At 72.9% G+C, this 16685-nt stretch carries 17 protein-coding genes; 10 read left to right on the top strand and 7 right to left on the bottom strand.

All coding sequences use genetic code 11. The features are described from left to right. Positions 1-3: 3 nt before the first annotated feature. Positions 4-960 (bottom strand): GNAT family N-acetyltransferase, encoded by a 957-nt coding sequence (locus ACIBNE_RS03855; RefSeq protein WP_399269150.1) that lies wholly within the window; start codon positions 958-960, stop codon positions 4-6. Between the two features lie 218 nt (positions 961-1178). Between ACIBNE_RS03855 and ACIBNE_RS03860 the strand changes: the two genes are divergently transcribed. Next, a complete protein-coding gene (locus ACIBNE_RS03860; RefSeq protein WP_399269152.1) occupies positions 1179-1625 on the top strand; it encodes an SRPBCC family protein in 447 nt (148 codons plus the stop codon). Positions 1626-1688: 63 nt separating this feature from the next. Here ACIBNE_RS03860 and ACIBNE_RS03865 read toward each other — a convergent pair whose 3' ends face one another. Beyond that, positions 1689-2288: a short chain dehydrogenase gene (locus ACIBNE_RS03865; RefSeq protein ID WP_399269154.1), complete on the bottom strand. Its 600-nt coding sequence runs from the start codon at positions 2286-2288 to the stop codon at positions 1689-1691. A gap of 131 nt (positions 2289-2419) precedes the next feature. Here ACIBNE_RS03865 and ACIBNE_RS03870 point away from each other — a divergent pair, with 131 nt between their 5' ends. Then, positions 2420-3325, top strand: a complete 906-nt coding sequence (locus ACIBNE_RS03870) for a LysR substrate-binding domain-containing protein (RefSeq protein ID WP_399269156.1) — start codon at positions 2420-2422, stop codon at positions 3323-3325. On the opposite strand, the gene ACIBNE_RS03875 is transcribed toward ACIBNE_RS03870, so the two are convergent. Continuing rightward, positions 3309-4130 (bottom strand): DUF4389 domain-containing protein, encoded by an 822-nt coding sequence (locus ACIBNE_RS03875; RefSeq protein WP_399269158.1) that lies wholly within the window; start codon positions 4128-4130, stop codon positions 3309-3311. The genes ACIBNE_RS03870 and ACIBNE_RS03875 overlap by 17 nt on opposite strands. A gap of 192 nt (positions 4131-4322) precedes the next feature. Between ACIBNE_RS03875 and ACIBNE_RS03880 the strand changes: the two genes are divergently transcribed. From ACIBNE_RS03880 to ACIBNE_RS03890, 3 genes are all read left to right on the top strand, one after another. Next, complete coding sequence (locus tag ACIBNE_RS03880; protein ID WP_399269160.1) at positions 4323-4871, top strand: hypothetical protein; 549 nt, start codon at positions 4323-4325, stop codon at positions 4869-4871. A gap of 112 nt (positions 4872-4983) precedes the next feature. Further along, the gene (locus ACIBNE_RS03885) at positions 4984-5904 is read left to right on the top strand and encodes a DUF5829 family protein (protein ID WP_399269162.1); all 921 of its coding nucleotides are present in this window, start codon (positions 4984-4986) and stop codon (positions 5902-5904) included. A gap of 202 nt (positions 5905-6106) precedes the next feature. Beyond that, on the top strand, positions 6107-6319 hold the full coding sequence (locus ACIBNE_RS03890) for a hypothetical protein (RefSeq protein WP_399269164.1): 213 nt from the start codon (positions 6107-6109) through the stop codon (positions 6317-6319). A 63-nt stretch (positions 6320-6382) separates the two neighbouring features. On the opposite strand, the gene ACIBNE_RS03895 is transcribed toward ACIBNE_RS03890, so the two are convergent. After that, entirely contained in the window at positions 6383-6712 is a 330-nt protein-coding gene (locus tag ACIBNE_RS03895; protein ID WP_399269166.1) for a deoxyxylulose-5-phosphate synthase, read from the bottom strand. A 314-nt stretch (positions 6713-7026) separates the two neighbouring features. Here ACIBNE_RS03895 and ACIBNE_RS03900 point away from each other — a divergent pair, with 314 nt between their 5' ends. Continuing rightward, on the top strand, positions 7027-7929 hold the full coding sequence (locus ACIBNE_RS03900) for a DUF4232 domain-containing protein (protein ID WP_399269168.1): 903 nt from the start codon (positions 7027-7029) through the stop codon (positions 7927-7929). Between the two features lie 87 nt (positions 7930-8016). Here ACIBNE_RS03900 and ACIBNE_RS03905 read toward each other — a convergent pair whose 3' ends face one another. Both ACIBNE_RS03905 and ACIBNE_RS03910 read right to left on the bottom strand, forming a co-directional pair. Continuing rightward, positions 8017-8433, bottom strand: a complete 417-nt coding sequence (locus ACIBNE_RS03905) for a VOC family protein (RefSeq protein WP_399269170.1) — start codon at positions 8431-8433, stop codon at positions 8017-8019. Positions 8434-8714: 281 nt separating this feature from the next. Beyond that, entirely contained in the window at positions 8715-9581 is an 867-nt protein-coding gene (locus ACIBNE_RS03910; RefSeq protein ID WP_399269172.1) for a hypothetical protein, read from the bottom strand. Positions 9582-9728: 147 nt separating this feature from the next. On the opposite strand from ACIBNE_RS03910, the gene ACIBNE_RS03915 reads away from it, so the two are divergent. Both ACIBNE_RS03915 and ACIBNE_RS03920 read left to right on the top strand, forming a co-directional pair. Continuing rightward, positions 9729-11180, top strand: a complete 1452-nt coding sequence (locus ACIBNE_RS03915) for an amidohydrolase (RefSeq protein WP_399269174.1) — start codon at positions 9729-9731, stop codon at positions 11178-11180. A 99-nt stretch (positions 11181-11279) separates the two neighbouring features. Beyond that, on the top strand, positions 11280-11801 hold the full coding sequence (locus ACIBNE_RS03920) for a hypothetical protein (RefSeq protein WP_399269176.1): 522 nt from the start codon (positions 11280-11282) through the stop codon (positions 11799-11801). A gap of 41 nt (positions 11802-11842) precedes the next feature. Here ACIBNE_RS03920 and ACIBNE_RS03925 read toward each other — a convergent pair whose 3' ends face one another. Continuing rightward, positions 11843-13174 carry a hypothetical protein gene (locus ACIBNE_RS03925; protein ID WP_399269178.1) on the bottom strand — a complete coding sequence of 444 codons (1332 nt, stop codon included), beginning with the start codon at positions 13172-13174 and terminating at the stop codon, positions 11843-11845. Between the two features lie 92 nt (positions 13175-13266). On the opposite strand from ACIBNE_RS03925, the gene ACIBNE_RS03930 reads away from it, so the two are divergent. Both ACIBNE_RS03930 and ACIBNE_RS03935 read left to right on the top strand, forming a co-directional pair. Next, on the top strand, positions 13267-14082 hold the full coding sequence (locus tag ACIBNE_RS03930; RefSeq protein ID WP_399269180.1) for a siderophore-interacting protein: 816 nt from the start codon (positions 13267-13269) through the stop codon (positions 14080-14082). Between the two features lie 107 nt (positions 14083-14189). Then, entirely contained in the window at positions 14190-16628 is a 2439-nt protein-coding gene (locus ACIBNE_RS03935; RefSeq protein ID WP_399269182.1) for a penicillin acylase family protein, read from the top strand. Positions 16629-16685: the final 57 nt, after the last annotated feature.

A 16685-nucleotide genomic window follows, 5' to 3' on the forward strand; every position in this document is an offset into this window, starting at 1 on the left:
CGCTCAGACCGGGCGGACCAGCTCCCAGGTGTCGACGGCGAAGTCGAGGGACATGCCGTGCCGCTCGTACAGGGCGAGCGCTCCGCTGCTGTTGTCGGTGTCGACGCCCAGCCCGATGCGGTCGCGGCCCAGCCCCGCGTAGTGCGCGAAGGCGTGGCGCAGCAGATGGCTCGCCAGGCCGCGGTTCCTGGCCGCGGCGAGCACACCGATGTGCCCGATCCAGGCCATCGACGCGCGGTCGTTGTGCGTGCGCAGCGCCGCCACGTACCCGACGCCGTCGACGTGCGCGATCCACACCAGCGTCCAGTCGACGCGCTCGGCGTCGAGATCGTCGAGCCACTGCTCGTACGTGCGCGGCTGGAAGTCGAAGTGCTCGGCGAACGACTCCTGGAGCAGCGCGTGGGCGAGCCTGCGGTCCGCCTCGGCCGTGCAGGCGCGCAGCGTCACCCCGGCCGGTGGCTCCGGGACTGCGTCGGCCCCGGAGAGGTCGCGCGCCAGCACGTTGTAGCGGCGGACCGTCCGCCAGCCGCGCCCGCGCAGCGCGGCCAGGTCCATGGTCGGCGCGATGTTGAGGTGCATGTGCACGACGGCCCGCGCCGCGCCGTTGGCGGCGGCGCGCTCGACGGCGCGCGCCTCCATCAGGTCGAAGAGGTGCAGCGCGCCCTGCGGCTGGTCCGGCAGCACGTAGTGGTCCATGTCGATGCGCTCGCCGCCCGACTCGTCCCAGAGCAGGCCGTAGCCGACCAGCCGGTCGCCCGCGAAGAGCAGCCACGAGTCGTGCTCCAGATCGATCTCCGGATGCTTGAAGTCGGCCTCGATCTCGGCGACTTCGGTGTCCGCTCGGCCGATCTCCAGCAGGTCGATCTCGTTGAGCAGGACGCACACCGCCAGCGCGTCGGCGGGCGTGGCGGGGCGCACGGTCCGGCCGGGCGGCAGGGGAGTGGGCGCGATCGAGGTCATGGTGCCACTGTCCGGGGGCGGAACCCCGGTCCGCAACCGAATAGTTCGGCCGGACGGCGGGTCCGCCCGGCGGGGGGCCGCCCGCGAGGGGTGGTGACGGGCGTCACAGCCGGGACCTGTCACGGTCTCCCGTCGCCAACAGTCCCATCACCGTACGAGACCCGGACAGGCCGCACCGCGCAGGCGGTGCGGTGACCCGACCGAGGAGGAGTCCCGCTGTGGAAACCGTGACCGTCGTACGTGTGATCGACGCCCCGATCGACGCGGTGTTCGCCTGGCTCACCACGACCACCCACTACGCGAAGTCACCCCTGGTGCTGCGCTGCCGCCTGGCCCGGCCCGGCGAAGGCGCGCCCTACGGCGTCGGCGCGGTCCGCCTCCACCTCTGGACCACCGGCTGGTTCCGGGAGCGCATCACCGGTTACGACGCCCCGCACGCCACCGACTACGTCGTGGAGCGCAGCTTCCCGCCGGCCCGCCACGAGTTCGGACGCATGACGTTCACCGAGGTCGAAGGCGGAACGCGGGTGTGCTGGACGACCCGCGCCGAGATGCGCGTCCCGCTGCTCGGCCCCGTACTCACCAGGCTCCTGATGCGCCCGGTCGTGAGCCGCAGCTTCGGCAGCATCCTCGCGGCGGCCGACAGGGCACTGAGCCGCGGCTAGCAGTCGCGGCCAGCAGCCCCGGCCCTCCCGCGCGGGCGTCAGTGCAGGCGGTGCACGCGGGTGTCAGTGCAGGCGGTACACCTGTCCCGTCTGCGCCCCCTCGATCGAGCGGACGTACGCCGTCGCCGCGCGCGCCACGGGGACCGCCTCCATCCCGGGGAAGAACGACCCGTAGGAGGGCAGGGACTCCTCGAAGACCGTGGGGCTCACGACGTTGATCCGCTGCGGCGGAAGCTCGATCGCGGCGGCGCGCGCGAACGCCTCGATCGCGCCGTTCGCCGTGGCGGCGGCCGCGCCCGCCACGATCGGCTGATCCGTCAGCACGCCGCTGATCAGCGTGAAGGAGCCGGTCGACGTGAGGTGCGGGACGCCCTGGCGCACCACGTCGACCTGGCTCAGGGCCTTGCCCCGCAGCGTCGCCGCGAAGTCCTGCGCGGTCAGCTGGTCCAGCGGCTTGAACACCGCCTCACCCGCCGCGACCGCCACCGCGTCCACCTCTCCCACCTGCGCGTACATCCGCGCGACCGCCTCGGGATCGGTGACGTCGGCGATCACGTCGCCGCTCGACCGGCCCACGCCGACCACCTCGTGCCCGCGCGCGAGCAGCGCGCCCCGCACCGCGCTGCCCAGCGTGCCGCCGGCTCCGATCAGCAGAACCTTCATGAGAACCCTTCAGGGTGGAAGTGCGGACACAGGTGATGTCCGACCGGGGAGAACCCTCCGGCGCATCCGAAGCTACGCACTTCGCCCGACCCCCGGAAATGCCGTTTGGTCAGCGACTATGCTCGGCAGGCATGGATGTGGAACTCCGTCACCTCAAGGCCCTGACCGCGATCGCCGACGCCGGGACCGTCACGGCGGCGGCGGCCGTCCTCCACATGACGCAACCCGCGCTCTCCCGTACGCTCGCCCAGCTCGAAGCCCGCGTCGGCGTACGGCTCGTCGACCGGTCCTCCCGCCACCTCGTCCTCACCGACGAGGGCCGGACCCTCCTCGGACACGGCCGCGCGATCCTCGCCCACCTCGACGCGGCGCTCGCCGAGACCCGCACGGTCTCCCGGCCGCTGCGCGTGGGCTACACCTGCGCGGTGCTCGGCCACCAGACCGTCCCGCTGTTGCGTTCCTGGCGCCGCGCCCATCCGCGCGCGCCGCTCGAAGTCGTCCGCAAGGACGACCGGACGGCGGGCCTCGCGACCGGCGACGCCGACGTGGCGGTCCTGCGCACCGTCCCGGACGAGCCGCGCATCCGTACCGAGGCCCTGTACACCGAGGACCGCGTCGCCGCCCTGCCCGACGACCATCCGCTCGCGGACCGCGACGAGGTGCGGCTGGCCGAACTGACCGCCACGGGACCCGGGCTGCCCGCCCTGCCGCTGGCCCTGTGGCCGGACACGGGCACCGCGTCCGTCGGCCTGTGGCCCCCGGCCCGCCGCCCGGTCGGCACCGTCGAGGTGCACAACGTGGACGAGTGGCTGAACCTCATCGCCACGGGCGGTGCGTTCGGCGTGGGAGCGGCGGCCACGGCCGAGAGCCACAACCATCCGGGCGTCCGTTTCGTACGCGTGGCCGACGCCCCGCCCACCACGGTCTACCTGGCCCGCCCCGCCCATCCCACGCATCCGCACACCGAGGAGTTCCTGGCGGCGGTGCGCGAGGTGGTGAGTGGTGGGACGGCCGCGATTGTCAGTGGCCCTTGTTAGCTTCGTCAGTGCCGGAAACAGAACCGACGACAAAGCTGTGGGAAGGGGCCGCGTTGTCGAAATCCCCGTCGTACTGGGTGGACGTCGTGGTGGACGTGCCGAGCCCGAGCAGCAGGAACACGATCACGAGGACCTTCGCTCCCGTGCTGAGCACCAGCGGGCGCGTGCCGGACACGGGCACGTCCGACACCGACGTGTCGTCGCCGAACAGACGCTTCGGATACGCGGGCGTGAGCATCATCGCGTACGCCCCGAAGCGCATCCGGTAGCGCGTCACCGCGGCGACCGAGCCGTAGACCGGCCCGGGAAGCCGTCCCAGGACGAGCGCGATCAGCCAGAACACCCAGCTGAGCGCGGTCCAGCCCGAGAGGAGGAGACCGGCGACGATGGCGGCGGGGATCATGAGGACGATCCGGAACAGCACGGCGAGCCGGTTGAGCGGGGTCGCGCGCAGCTCGATCTGGACCGGATGGCCGGGGGCGGCGAACGCGAACGGCGGGTAGTGGTCCACGAGCAGCGTCGCGCTCGCGCCGACGCGGGTCTGGTACGCGAGGTAGCCGCCGAGGAAGGCGTGGACCGGATCGGGCAGCCGTCCGAGCACCAGGGCCGCGAACCAGCCGACGACGAGCACGAGGAACGCCACCACCGACAGGACCATGAGGACCAGGAAGTGCGGAAGCAGGAGCAGCCAGCGCAGCAGGATGGTCCAGCGGCGCTGGCGCCCGGGAGCGGGGACGTCCAGAACGGGCAGCCATTCGGCGGCGTACGGGTCGTGGGAGGGGCGGGGGTTCCAGGCTGCTGACATGGTCGCTCCGATCCGTGCCGGTCGGGTGGTGCGGGGCGGCCGGTCCTGTGGTGGGACTGGCGGCGGTGCCCGCACAGCACCATCGTGCGGCCGAACGGCGCTGATCAGCGCGGTGACGACAGCCGAACGGGGCACAGGGCACGCGATGTACGGCACACGGCGTACGGAGTGAGGGCACGAGGAGGCCGGGCGATGGGGACGGGTACGGGCGCGGAGGCGCACGGTGCGGGGGCCGGCGGCGCGGGGGCGGGCGGTTTCGCCGCGGCCACGGGCACGGAGCGGGGCGAGCGGCAGGAGGACGGCGGCTGGGGCCCGAGAAGCGGGAAGCGGCGGGCCGCGGAGGTGCGGACGGCGTTCGAGGGCCTGCTGGAGATCCGTCGGCTGACGAACGCGCGGGGCCCGGCGAACGGGCCCGCGGTGTGGGAGCTTCGTCAGCCGGTGCGGGCGGTGGCCCTGGCGCTGGAGGCGGGCGGGATGCCGCCGTCGGCGGTGGACGCCGAGGGACGGCCGTGCGCCACGGGCTACTGCGTGATCAGGGCGACGGGCCCGGAAGGGGAGCCGACGGGACCGGTGAGGGTGTACTGGCGGGGGCCGCGCGGCAGCGGCGTGCGGTACGAGCAGCAGGAGGCGCTGCAACGCTGCGTGGAGATCCTGCGCGAGGCGGGCTGGGCGACGGTGGAGTGCCGTGCCGACCGCGAGCGCTGGCTGGAGGTTGAGCCGGAGGTTGTGCGAAGGGGCTGATCGGGCCCCGAGGTTCACGTGAGAGTGAAGTTCCATTCCTGAAGGGACGGTTGATGTGACGCGATATTCCCGAGAAGGCGACCGCCGCACGGTGGTCCGCGGTGTTTCACGCATGGTCCTGGTCCTCGCGGTCGTTCTGGGAGCGGTGCTCCAAGGCGGCGCGAGCACCGCCGCCGCGGCGGCGGATCCGGGCGGGCGGCCGCCCGCCGAACGGCAGCTGCTCTTCTACAACCATGCCTACGGAGTGCTCGACCGCGAGACCGCCGACGCCATCGAGCACTCGGACTACCTGCGGGAGTTCGCCAACTTCCAGGTCCGTACGACGACCGGATCGGGCGGCAGCGTCTGGACCGGCCGCTATCTCATGGGCCGGGAGACCTACCTCGAACTGTTCGGGGTGGGTGACCTGCCGGAGCCGGACGGGACCCTCGGGGCCGGCGGGATGGGCGTCTCGGTGGAGCGCGCCGGCGACCTGGCGGTGGTGAAGCGGCGGCTGCGGGACATGGGTGTCACGGACCCGGTCGAGTTCCGGCAGACGCGCGACTTCGGCGACGGCGTGCCGGTGCCGTGGTTCGACGCGGTGTTCACCTCGGGGCAGTACGACGCCTTCGGCGCCTGGGGAATGGAGTACCTCCCGGAGTACTTCGCGGATCCGCGCGGCAGGACCGAGCCCGCCGACCACCCTGGTGACGTCGGCAGGGAGCGCTACCTCAACGACGACTACCGCAAGCGCCTGATGCGCGACATCACCTCTGTCCACCTCGCGGTGACGGCCCGCGACCTGGCCAACACGGTGCCGCTGCTGCGGGCGGGCGGGTTCGCGATCAGGCCCGTGGGGAACGGCGGGATCGTCGCGCGGGGCGGCGGCACCACGATCCGCATCGACGCGGTGGAGCGCGCGCACGCGGGGCTGAAGAAGGTCGGGATGTCGCTGAACCGGCCCGTCCCGCGGAAGCGCGTGGAGAGCATCGGCAGGTCGACGCTGACGGTGGGGCCGGGCGCGCGAGCGGTGTGGACGTTCGCGGGGAACTGATCCCGGGGCGGGAAGCGACCGTCGATTGACGCCTCGTGTCAATCGACGCGACAGGGGGGCGTCAGGGAGCGCACGCTGAAGTCATCGGAGCCCGGACAAGGCGCTGACCACGGCTTTCTCCTCGCTCCCGTGCTCCTTGACCCTTCGTACGACCATCGCCCCCTCACACGTTCAGCGTGATCCACAGCAGAGGCCATCTGTCATGAGCATTACCCAGCAGTTCCTGCTCGACTCCTACCGCGCCGCCCAGCACGGCACCCCGCAGCCCCCGGCGCCCGGCGAGCGCGACGTCCGCACCGTCCGGGAGCTGCGCGACTACCGCCGCTTCCGGGCGGTCGTCCAGGAGCGCCCGGCTCGCGGACGCGTCCACCTGGCCCTCTCCAGAGCCTTCCGCACCCGGCGGGCGGCACACTGAGGGCGACGCGCGAACGGTCGCGTGCGGGACGTCGGCCTGTCGACGCAGGACCTCGTACCGCCGTTACGGCACCTCGTACCGCACGAGCGCTCGGGCGTAAGGCGTCCCGGTCCGCTGCGCGTACACCATGCGCTCGCGCACCTCGCGCGGAGTGCGCGGCCGGAACCCGGGGCCGCCGCAACAGCTCTTGTGGAACCGCACTCCCGCGTGCAGCAGCACCGAGAGCGTCCGCCAGGCCGCGGTGTCCCGCCGCTTCGGCGCGGCGAACGCCGAGCCCACATGGACGAGCGGCTCCGCGCAGCGCGGACAGGACCGCTCCCGCTCCCGGTCGTAGGGCTGCTTGTACGAGGCCCGGCAGGGCAGGCACACGTACGAGGTCTTGGCTTGGGGCATGCGGGAAGAGTAGAAGGGCCCGGACCGGGAAGCGACGGGATTTACGGCGGAGGCCGCGCCATGGGAACGGGCGGCGCGGATGACGGCGCGTTCGACGAGAGGGCGTTGCTGGTACGTGACGGTGAGCGGCTGCGCCCGCTGACGTCACCGACCGTGCCGTCGGAGCAACTGTCCTGGGTCCTCGTCCAGTTGGGGGTCGCGCGTATGGACCGGCCCGCGATTCCGGTCGGCTGCGGGGGCGTTGTGACAGGACCGTGACGGGGGATGTGACCCCGCCCACAGCTCGAACGATCGGTTGCTGATGCGGTGAGCGGATGCGTCCCACTGCCCTCCTCGCCCTGTCCGTCACCGCCGCGAGCGCGCTCCTCCTCGCCGGATGCGCCGAGGAGGACGCCGCATCCGGCTCCCGCGGCCGGTCCGCGTCACCCGCGGAGTGCGTGACGACGCCGCCCGTGGGCGACGCGGGCGACCTGAAGCGGGACGGCGTGACCGTGCTAGGGCGGGACTGCGACACGCCCGCCGGCTCCCTCGCCGAGTACGAGGTCACCAACACGGCGGCGGAACCGCTGACGTACACCGTCACCTTCTCGCTGCGGGACGACCTCGGCCGAGCCATGGACAGCGTGACGCGGACGGTCGAGGCCGTGCGGCCCGGACAGACCGTCAGGCGGACGGTCGAGCCCGACGGCGGAATGGTCGGAGAGAAGCGTCTGAACGTGGGAGTCATGAAGGTGCGCACGGTTCCGGCGGGCGAGGCGCCGGCCGAGAGCGGGCCCTGCCCGGCCTCCGGCATGCGCGTCACGGCCGACCGGGGAGACGCCGCCATGGGGCTGCGGGTCGTGGGCCTCCACCTGGCCAACTGCGGTACCGCCGTCGTTGGCCTGCACGGCTACCCCAGGCTCGAACTCCTCGACGACCAGCGGAAACCGGTCAGCGGGATACGGATACTCGACGGCACCCGGGAGATCTCCACGGGCGTCGGCCAGGACGGCCCGCCGCGGCCCATCACCCTGCGGCCCGGCGAACGGGCGTCCGCCACGCTGGCGTGGCGCAACACCACGGGGACGGGTGCCGCGGTGAACGTCCCGTACCTCAGGGTGACCGCCAAGCCCGGCGCGCCGACCGTGATCGTGACGCCGGAGCTGGACCTCGGGACGACGGGCAGGCTCGGGGTCAGCCCGTGGGCGAAGACCGAGGACGCACCGCGCACGCGGTGATGCGCCAGGGCGAGCGGCCCGGCGGCCCCGGACCATCGGCTGCCGGGCTGCCGGGCTGCCGGGCTGCCGGGCTGCCGGGCTGTTCGGCTAGGGACGGATGTACGGCCGGGTCATGATCTCCATGTTGTGGCCGTCGGGGTCGTCGAAGTACACGCCGCGGCCGCCGAAGAGCGTGTTGACCCGGCCGGGTTCCGTGTGGTTCGGGTCGGCGAAGTAGGTGACCCCGACCGCTTCAAGGCGGTCGATCATCGTGTCGAACTGCGCGTCGGGGACCAGGAAGGCGTAGTGCTGTGCCTGGACCGGTTCGTCGCGCAGCTCGTAGTAGTCGAGCGTCACGCCGTTGCCGAGGTCGACGGGGAGGAACGGCCCGAACGGCGCGGCGACCTTCAGCCCCAGGACCGCGGCGATGAACTCGGCCGACAGCTGCCGGTCCTTGGCGTAGACGGCGATGTGGTTGAGATGGGCGACGGTGGTGGGCAGTTCGGTTTCACGGGTGTTGGACATGGGTGAGACATCTCCGATTCTTGGGATTCGCCGAGGAAGCTGAAGAAACGGAGGAAAAGGCGGGGCCCGCGCCCGCCCCGGGCTCACGCCGAGGCCGGGAACCCAACTCGTGCATGGCCCAAGGCCGACCCGGTAGTCACCCGGCTGACAATACTGTTGATCAAGTTCGAGCGGCAACCCATTGGGCCCGGGTCGGAATCGGGTCGGAGCCCGATCGCGAACCGAGCCCGATCGCGAACCGCGTGCGGCCGGGAGCTACGCTCCGCGCAGGGGTGGGGCGCTCAGTCCCACCAGGCCGCCCGCACCCGCATGCTCCCCGAGTCCTCGCAACCGGCGCCGTTGGACACCTCCTCGGTGTCCAGGTTCCAGCCGACCACGCCGTTGCCCTTGCGCCCCAGCTCGATCAGCCGCTGGGCCGAGGTCTCGGTGCCGTTCTGCACCCGGCACTCCAGGACCGACGTCCAGGCCCTGCCGTCGAGCGCGTAGCCGAACGCGAGCAGCGGCAGTACGAGGACGGTGAGTGCGGCGGCGACCCACTGTTCGGCCGCCGCCGCCCCGCGCAGCCAGCCCGCGGGGCGGTAGCCGGAGTCGTGGTGCCGCTTGCCGCGCCGACCCGTGCGGTACTCCACGACGACGCCCTCGCGCAGCGCGAAGGCCGCGAGGCCGGTGGCCAGCCCCCACAAGAACCCGTAGAAACAGGTGGCGATGGCGCCCACGGCGACCGGATTGACGACGGTCAGGGCCACGCGCCGGGCCCGGTCCGCCGGGCGGCTCCCCTTGGGCACGGAGCCGCGCGCGGCGAACAGCGCGAACACCACCCGGGAGACGACGACCCCGAGCACGCAGCCCAGCGCGGGCTCGGTCAGTACCATCCCGAGCAGTACGTCGGGCCAGTTCGACGGCTCCATGCCCACGAACACGTCGCGGGCGTTCGCGCCGCCGCCCACCGTGTAGGCCACCTTCACACAGGGCACCGCGAGCACCACCGCCATCAGCAGGGTGTGGCCAGGCCCGCCCTTGCTGTCGACGGCCTGCGCCCGCGCGAGCTCGTGGTCCTCGCGGTCCTGGTGGCTGTCGCGGACCGTGTCCTGGTCGGGCTTCTCATGCTGTCTCTGGGGCCGCTGCGGCTGCTGTTCGTGATCCGGCATGGCAGACACCGCATCACGCCGGGGAGCCTTACTGGCCGGTGCGACACCCGGGGCGGGCCCGAATGAGGTCGTGAGAAGTGGAACCCGCAGGTGCCCGGCGGTGTACTAGAGGCAGAAGTCCGTTGTCGTCACAGGTGGGAGGGGACCATGGCGCGGGTGATGATCCGGGACTGTTCAGTGCTGCTGGTGCCGGATGCGGGGGAGTGCGGCGTCGCCGAGCGCCAGGACATCCTCATCGAGAACGGGGTGATCACGGGTGTCGTGCCGACGGGCACGACGACCGAGGCGCTCGGCGGCGCGGATCCGACCGGGGGTACGGCTCGGACCGGCGCCGAGGGTGCGACCGGTGCCGCCGGGGTGGCCGGGCACGTGGAAGCGGGGGCCTGGGAAGTGATCGACGCGACGGGACTGCTGGCCGTCCCCGGGCTGACCAACGCCCATACGCACAGCCCGATGGTGATGATGCGCGGCGCCGCGGAGGACGTCTCGATCGACGACTGGTTCAACCGGCGGATCTGGCCCATGGAGGTCAATTTGACGCCCGAGCGGGTTCAGGTGGGGGCGCGGCTCGCCTGCGCGGAGATGCTGCTGGGCGGGACGACGACCTTCGTGGACCACTACTTCCACGCCGACAGGATCGCCGCCGCGGCACTGGAGTGCGGCATCCGGGCCGACATCGCCCCGACCTTCTTCTCGTCCACCGGCGACGCGGGCAGGGAAGCGGCGTTCGACGCCGCACGTGCCGTACGGGAGTCGGACCGTGCGGGGCGGGGGCACGGACACCCCCGGGTGACGGCCTCGCTGGGGCCGCACGCCACGTACACCGTGACCGAGGACGACCTCGCCAGGACCGTGCGCGTCGCGGGCGACGAGGGCTTCCGGATCCATCTGCACGCCGCCGAGACCGAGGAGCAGACCCGCGCGTCCGTGGAGCGGCTCGGGGCGACGCCCGTCGAAGTGCTGGAGCGGACGGGGGTGCTGGGCGAGGACGTGCTGGTGGCCCACGGATGCGGGATCACGGAGGCCGATCTGCCGCTCCTGGCGCGGCACTCGGCCAGTACGGCCGTCGCGTGCTGCCCCAAGGTGTATCTGAAGCTCGCGATGGGCCCGACGACCCCGGTCAAGGCGCTTTGGGAGGCGGGCGTCGCCGTCGGGGTGGGGACGGACGGCGCCGCCGTGCACAACACGCTCGACGTCTGGGAGTCGCTGCGGCTGCTGGCACTGACCCAGAAGCAACGGGAGGGGGACGCCGAGTGGATGACGCTCTCACAGACCCTGCGGCTCGCGACGCGGGGCGGGGCGGCGGCGGCAGGCCTCGCCGGGGTGACCGGGGCGATCGAGCCGGGGCTGCGCGCGGACGTGGTCCTGGTCGACCTGTCGGGCCCGCACCACCAGCCGGTGCACGATCCGATGGCCGCCCTGGTGTACTCCACCCGGGCGTCCGACGTGATCACGGTCCTGGTCGACGGGGAGGTGGTGGTGCGCGACCGGTGTCCGACGAAGGTGGACCTGGCGGAGACGGTGGCCCATGCGCGTGCGCTGGCGCGGGAGTTGGTCGACCTGTCGGCCGGCGGAGCCGTCCAGCGCTACGACCCTTGAAGCCGGGCGCGGGCGGGCGCGTCTCATCGCCGCTCCGGTCCCGCCGCACGGTCCGGCCCCGCTCCAAGGCTGCGGGGAGCGTCAACGCGGGGGGTGTACGTGAGTGTGTCCGGCGGGCGGGCGAATGCCGCGCCGCGTTGGCGGATCGGTGAGGTCGTCGACGGGCGTTACGAGGTGCTGCGGATCCACGAGCACGGCGGAATGGGGCTCGTCTACCGGGTTCGCCACCTCCAGTGGGGCACCGACCTGGCGGTCAAGTCCCCGCGCCCCGAGCTGCTTTCGTCGCCGGGATTCCTCGACCGGTTCGTCGCCGAGGCCGAGACCTGGGTGTCGCTCGGACTGCATCCGCACGTGTGCGGCTGCCACTACGTGCGCGCGATCGACGGGGTGCCGAGGGTCGTCGCCGAGTACGTCACCGGGTACACCCCGCGCGACTTCCCGCGCGCCAAGGACCCGTGGCAGGTCGTGCTCCAGTCGGCCCCGGTGCCGATCCGCCGACGCGACCCCGGCATGCCCCGGGCGCTGGCCTCGGTCATCGACCGGGCGCTGACCGAGCAGCCCGCGATCGGCTTCCAGAGCGCGGCTGACCTGCGACGGGAGCTGCTGCCGTACGCGGGCTGAGGGCGCGTACGGCTCGGTGTACGGGTGCCCTCGCGGCCCGCTCACGCCCCGTCGGCGGGCCCCGTCCGCAGCGCGGCCACCGCCCACTTCGCCCGGGTGGACAGCGGGCTGAGGGACTTCGCCCACTGCTTGCCGATCGTGTCGAGGAGCGCCTTGCCGTGGGCCATCGTCGTGCGCGCGAGTTCCGCGTCTTCCGCGTCGATCGCGGCGAGGACCAGCTCCAGGTGCTGTTCGGTGATCTGGCGGCCGAGCCCCTTGCGGTGCCACTGCGCCACCGTTTCGTCCGGGGCGGTGCCGCCGGCGCCGACGGCGGCGCGTGCCCGCGCCAGTGCCCGCCCGGCTGCCGCGAGGTCGCCCTTGAGCCGTTCCAGACGGGCCAGGACGTGCGCCTGCGCCGCGCGGTCGAAACCGGTGTCCTGGAGCGGGACCAGGTTGTACTGGGCGCGGGCCGCCTGCGCGTGGTCGCCGAGGCGTTCCAGCGCGCGGCTCAGCCTCCGGAGCCGGTCGGCGTTCGGGCCCGTGTCGTCCAGCATGCGGATCAGTTCGACCCGGACGGGCTCGACGAGGCCCTGTCGGTGGGCCAGTTCGATCCAGGTGAACTCGTCCTCCTCCGGCAGGCCGAGGCCGTGCCGCGCGGCCGCCTCGCGCTCCAGCAGGGGGCGCAGGAGAGCCGGGTCGCCGTCGTGGTCGGCGTGCCCCTCCTCCCGCGCGGCCCGCAGCACGCCCTCGCGCAGCACCGGATCGGCGGCGGCTTCCTCACCGGCACCGGCATCCCCGGAGCGGATCCGCTCCAGCACCGTTCGACCGGGGCGCAGGGCCACGTCACGCAGGGACTGCCGGTAGGACGCGTGGAGCCGGTAGGCGCAGAGGTCGCGGGAGTTGAGCAGCAGGTGGTCGGGTTCGGTGCGGGCGGCCGCCGATTCGGCGAGGGCGTACAGCTCAGCCAGCGGCCGGTCGGGGAGGCCGAGGCCTTCGAGCAGTGCCGCGCGTTGTGCGTCCAGTTCAGGCGCGAACTCCTCGCGCGCCTCGTCGTCGCCCGCGCGGACCGCGGCACGCAGTCCCTCCTCGTCGAGGCCGGGGGCGAGGTCCTCGCACCAGCCGGGCAGCCGGACGCTCATCTCCAGGGCCTCGCGCACGCTCTCGGCGATCAACACGGCGTCGCCCTCGGAGGACGCGTAGAGCACGGCGCCGCCGTCGCAGAGGAAGTACGTGCCGCCGGTGTCGTCACCGGCGATCGGCTCCAGCGGCTTCCCGGACGCGAGGTGCACGTCCTCGACGTGGCGGGCGCGGTCCACGTCGAAGTCGAAGGGGAAGGCTGCGAGATCGGCCAGGTCGGGACGGGCACGCAGGAGTTCCAGCACGCGGTCGGTCATGCGTCCGAACCCTAACGGGACGGGGAGTGCCGATGGCCATCAGATCCTGTTAGGTTTGCCTAACCTAAGTTCAGTCGAGAGGGGTGGGCGCCATGGCCAGGGCCGGGAAGACCGGGAAGTACCGCAAGCCCGAGGAACGGGAGTTCCTCGTCGCGCAGGTGGTGGGGCGCAAGCGGATTAGCCCGAACTTCGTCCGGGTCACCGTCGGCGGCCCGGCGCTGAGCGGCTTCCGGCCGATGGGGTACGACCAGTGGTTCCGGCTCTTCCTGCCGACGGAGCGCGGGCTGCGCCTGCCGAAGCGGACCAACGGGCTGTGGGTCGCCGAGTACTTCCTGATGTCGAAGGACTCCCGGCCGATCGGCCGGAACTACACGGTGCGCGCCCATCGCGAGCAGGGGACGTACGGCGAAGGCCCGGAGATCGACGTCGACTTCGTGCTGCACGAGGACGCGAAGGGCGAGCTGGGGCCGGCCGCGGCGTGGGCGCGCGACGCCGCCGCGGGCGACGAGATCGGCATCTTCGACGAGGGCATCACCTTCCTGCCGCCGCGGGACGCGGGCTGGCGGCTGCTGGTCGGCGACGAGACCGCGCTGCCCGCCATCGCGGGCATCATCGGCTCGGCCGACGACGGCGTCCGCACCGAGGCGTACATCGAGATCCCGCACGTGGACGACGCACAGCCCGTCGAGCCCCGGGACGGCACCACGGTCCACTGGGTGACCAGGGGCGAGGGCGCCCCTTACGGCGAGGCCGCGCTCACGGCGCTCCGCACGGCGTCGCTGCCGGACGGGCCGGGATACGCGTGGGCGGCGGGCGGACAGCGGCTCGCGTCCGGGGTGCGGCGCTACCTCGTGGGCGAACGCGGCTTCGACAAGGACGCGGTGACCTTCACCGGCTACTGGCGCTGAAGCGCGCCCGCGCACCCCAGGGTGTACATCTCCAGGTCTACTCGCCGCCCCGGAAATCCACCGACGGCCCGATGTTGCCGCGCGGCGTCCCCCGCGAAAGTGGGGGCATGGGTGAAACCAGGGAAACACGGAAGAACCGGCGCGGCTTAGCGCGGGGGCGGTCGGCCGCGGTCGCCGCCGCGCTGTGCCTCGCGTCGACGGCCGCGGTCCTGCTCCCCGCGTCCTCGTCCGCCTCGGCGGGGGAGCGGGGCCGGACCGTGGCGGAGGAAGGGGTCACGGCACGGATCAGCAGGACCGAGTACGGCATCCCGCACATCTCGGCGCGCGACTTCCGCGGGCTCGGCTACGGCTACGGCTATGCGTTCGCCCAGGACAACGCCTGCGAACTGGCCGATCAGATCATGACGCTGAGGGGCGAGCGCTCCAGATTCCTCGGCCCCGACGGGGAGGGCGAGGGCCACAACCTCGCCCTCGACACCTACTACCGGGGACAGCGGCGCGCGGGGACCGTGCGGCGGCTGCTGGACCGCGGGGCGCCGGTCGGGCCGACGGCCGAACTGCGCGGGATGGTCCAGGGGTACGCCGCCGGGTACAACCGCTACGTGCGGGAGACGGGCGTCGACCGGCTGCCCGACCCGCGCTGCAAGGGCAAGCCGTGGGTGCGGCCGATCACCGCGCACGACCTGTGGAGCCTGGTGTACGACCTGAACAGCGCGACCGGGGCGGCGACGCTGGCGACCGAGATCGGCTCGGCGAACCCCCCTGCGGCCGCGGCGCCGCACCGGGCCGCACCGGGCCGCCTCGCCCCCGCTCCCCGCGCCGCCTCCGCGCTCGCCGCCCTCTCCGGCAGGGCGGGCCCGGCCTCCCCCGACTTCGGCAGCAACGGCTGGGCGCTCGGCCGGGACGCCACCCGCAGCGGGAACGCGATGGTCCTCGCCAACCCGCACCTCCCCTGGGTCGGTGGCAACTTCCGCTTCTACCAGGTCCAGTTGACGATCCCCGGCACCCTGGACGTGTCGGGGGCCAGTCTCTACGGCGCGCCCCTGGTGCTGATCGGCCACAACGGGAACGTCGCCTGGACGCACACCGCGAGCAACGCCCAGCACTCCTCCACGTACGCGCTGAAGCTCGTTCCCGGCGACCCGACCAGCTACGTGGTCGACGGCAGGACCGAGCGGATGGAGCGCCGGACCGTGCCGGTCGCCGTCCGCGGCGCGAACGGCGAGCCGACGACCGTGAACCGGACGCTGTACCACTCCCGCTTCGGTGCCGTCCTCGCCGAGGGCTGGACGGCCACCACCGCCTACGCGGTCCGCGACGCCAACGTCGACAACCTCCGTTCCATGAACACCTGGCTGGCCATGAGCAAGGCCGAGAACCTCAGCCAACTGCGCGCCGCCCAGGACACCTACCAGGGCATTCCCTGGACCTACACCCTCGCGGCCGACACGGGCGGGCGCACCTACTTCACGGACTCGTCGGCCGTCCCGCACCTCACCGACGCCCAGTTGAAGCGCTGCCTCCTGCCCGGCGGCAGGGACGTGCCCGACGCGCTGGACGGTTCGACGGCGGCCTGCGCCTGGGGCAGCGACCCCGACGCGCTCGTGCCGGGGATCTTCGGGCCGTCGCGCCAACCGAGGCTCAGCCGTACCGACTACGTCGCCAACTCCAACAACGGCCCGATGTACACCAATCCCGCCGCGCCGCTCACCGGTCTTCCCGGTATGTACGACGGCGGTGTCCGCCTCGGCCAGCGCGCCCAGCTGGGACTGCGGATGATCGCGGAGCGTGCGGCGGGCACGGACGGGCTCGGCGCCCCGGGCTTCACCGCGCCCACGCTGCGGGCTTCGATGCTCGGCAACCGGGTCCTGTCGGCCGAGACGGGCCGTGACGACCTGGTCGGGCTGTGCCGGGCCAAGCCGGTCCTGAAGGCGTCGGACGGCAAGGACGTGGACGTACGGCAGGCGTGTGCGACGCTCGCCCGCTGGGACGCCCGCGCGGACACCGGCAGTCGCGGCGCCGCGCTCTGGAACACCTTCTTCGACCACGTCGTGGGGGCGGGCCCGCCCGAGACCTGGCGCCGCGTCCCCTTCGACCCGGCGCGGCCCCTCACCACGCCGCGCGGGATCAACGGCGACGACGTCCGGGTGCAGCGGGCCCTGGCCGACGCGGTCCAGGCGTTCGCGGCCGAGGGCCTGCCGGTGGACGTCGAGCTGGGCGCCGTACAGAAGTGGGCGGGCATACCCCTGTCGGGCTGCGAGGGCAACAAGGGCTGCTTCAACGTCCTGGAGGCGGGCCCGGATTCGGGCACCGGCACCCCGCCGTCGGGCGCCTTCGGAACGAGCTTCCTGATGTCCGTGGAGCTGACCCCGAAGGGCCCCCGGGCCCGGACGCTGCTCACCTACGGCCAGTCGTCGAACCCGGCCTCGCCCCACTACACCGACCAGACCCGCCTGTACTCCCGCAAGCAGTGGGTCACCGAGCGGTTCACGGCGGCGGAGATAGCGGGCGACCCGGCCCTGAAGGTCACGACGCTCCGGGACTGACCCCGTGCCCCCGGGTCGGCCCGGTGCTCCGGGCCGACCCGGGGGCGGGGCACGGAC

It is taken from the genome of Streptomyces sp. NPDC050504 (assembly GCF_044458065.1).
Lineage (GTDB): Bacteria > Actinomycetota > Actinomycetes > Streptomycetales > Streptomycetaceae > Streptomyces.

What these genes read in the sequence shown, in the direction of transcription:
- ACIBNE_RS03855 (WP_399269150.1), bottom strand. Translation starts at nt 960, where the DNA reads ATGACCTCGATCGCGCCCACTCCCCTGCCGCCCGGCCGGACCGTGCGC.
- ACIBNE_RS03865 (WP_399269154.1), bottom strand. Translation starts at nt 2,288, where the DNA reads ATGAAGGTTCTGCTGATCGGAGCCGGCGGCACGCTGGGCAGCGCGGTG.
- ACIBNE_RS03870 (WP_399269156.1), top strand. Translation starts at nt 2,420, where the DNA reads ATGGATGTGGAACTCCGTCACCTCAAGGCCCTGACCGCGATCGCCGAC.
- ACIBNE_RS03875 (WP_399269158.1), bottom strand. Translation starts at nt 4,130, where the DNA reads ATGTCAGCAGCCTGGAACCCCCGCCCCTCCCACGACCCGTACGCCGCC.
- ACIBNE_RS03880 (WP_399269160.1), top strand. Translation starts at nt 4,323, where the DNA reads ATGGGGACGGGTACGGGCGCGGAGGCGCACGGTGCGGGGGCCGGCGGC.
- ACIBNE_RS03885 (WP_399269162.1), top strand. Translation starts at nt 4,984, where the DNA reads ATGGTCCTGGTCCTCGCGGTCGTTCTGGGAGCGGTGCTCCAAGGCGGC.
- ACIBNE_RS03890 (WP_399269164.1), top strand. Translation starts at nt 6,107, where the DNA reads ATGAGCATTACCCAGCAGTTCCTGCTCGACTCCTACCGCGCCGCCCAG.
- ACIBNE_RS03895 (WP_399269166.1), bottom strand. Translation starts at nt 6,712, where the DNA reads ATGCCCCAAGCCAAGACCTCGTACGTGTGCCTGCCCTGCCGGGCCTCG.
- ACIBNE_RS03900 (WP_399269168.1), top strand. Translation starts at nt 7,027, where the DNA reads ATGCGTCCCACTGCCCTCCTCGCCCTGTCCGTCACCGCCGCGAGCGCG.
- ACIBNE_RS03905 (WP_399269170.1), bottom strand. Translation starts at nt 8,433, where the DNA reads ATGTCCAACACCCGTGAAACCGAACTGCCCACCACCGTCGCCCATCTC.
- ACIBNE_RS03910 (WP_399269172.1), bottom strand. Translation starts at nt 9,581, where the DNA reads ATGCCGGATCACGAACAGCAGCCGCAGCGGCCCCAGAGACAGCATGAG.
- ACIBNE_RS03915 (WP_399269174.1), top strand. Translation starts at nt 9,729, where the DNA reads ATGGCGCGGGTGATGATCCGGGACTGTTCAGTGCTGCTGGTGCCGGAT.
- ACIBNE_RS03925 (WP_399269178.1), bottom strand. Translation starts at nt 13,174, where the DNA reads ATGACCGACCGCGTGCTGGAACTCCTGCGTGCCCGTCCCGACCTGGCC.
- ACIBNE_RS03930 (WP_399269180.1), top strand. Translation starts at nt 13,267, where the DNA reads ATGGCCAGGGCCGGGAAGACCGGGAAGTACCGCAAGCCCGAGGAACGG.
- ACIBNE_RS03935 (WP_399269182.1), top strand. Translation starts at nt 14,190, where the DNA reads ATGGGTGAAACCAGGGAAACACGGAAGAACCGGCGCGGCTTAGCGCGG.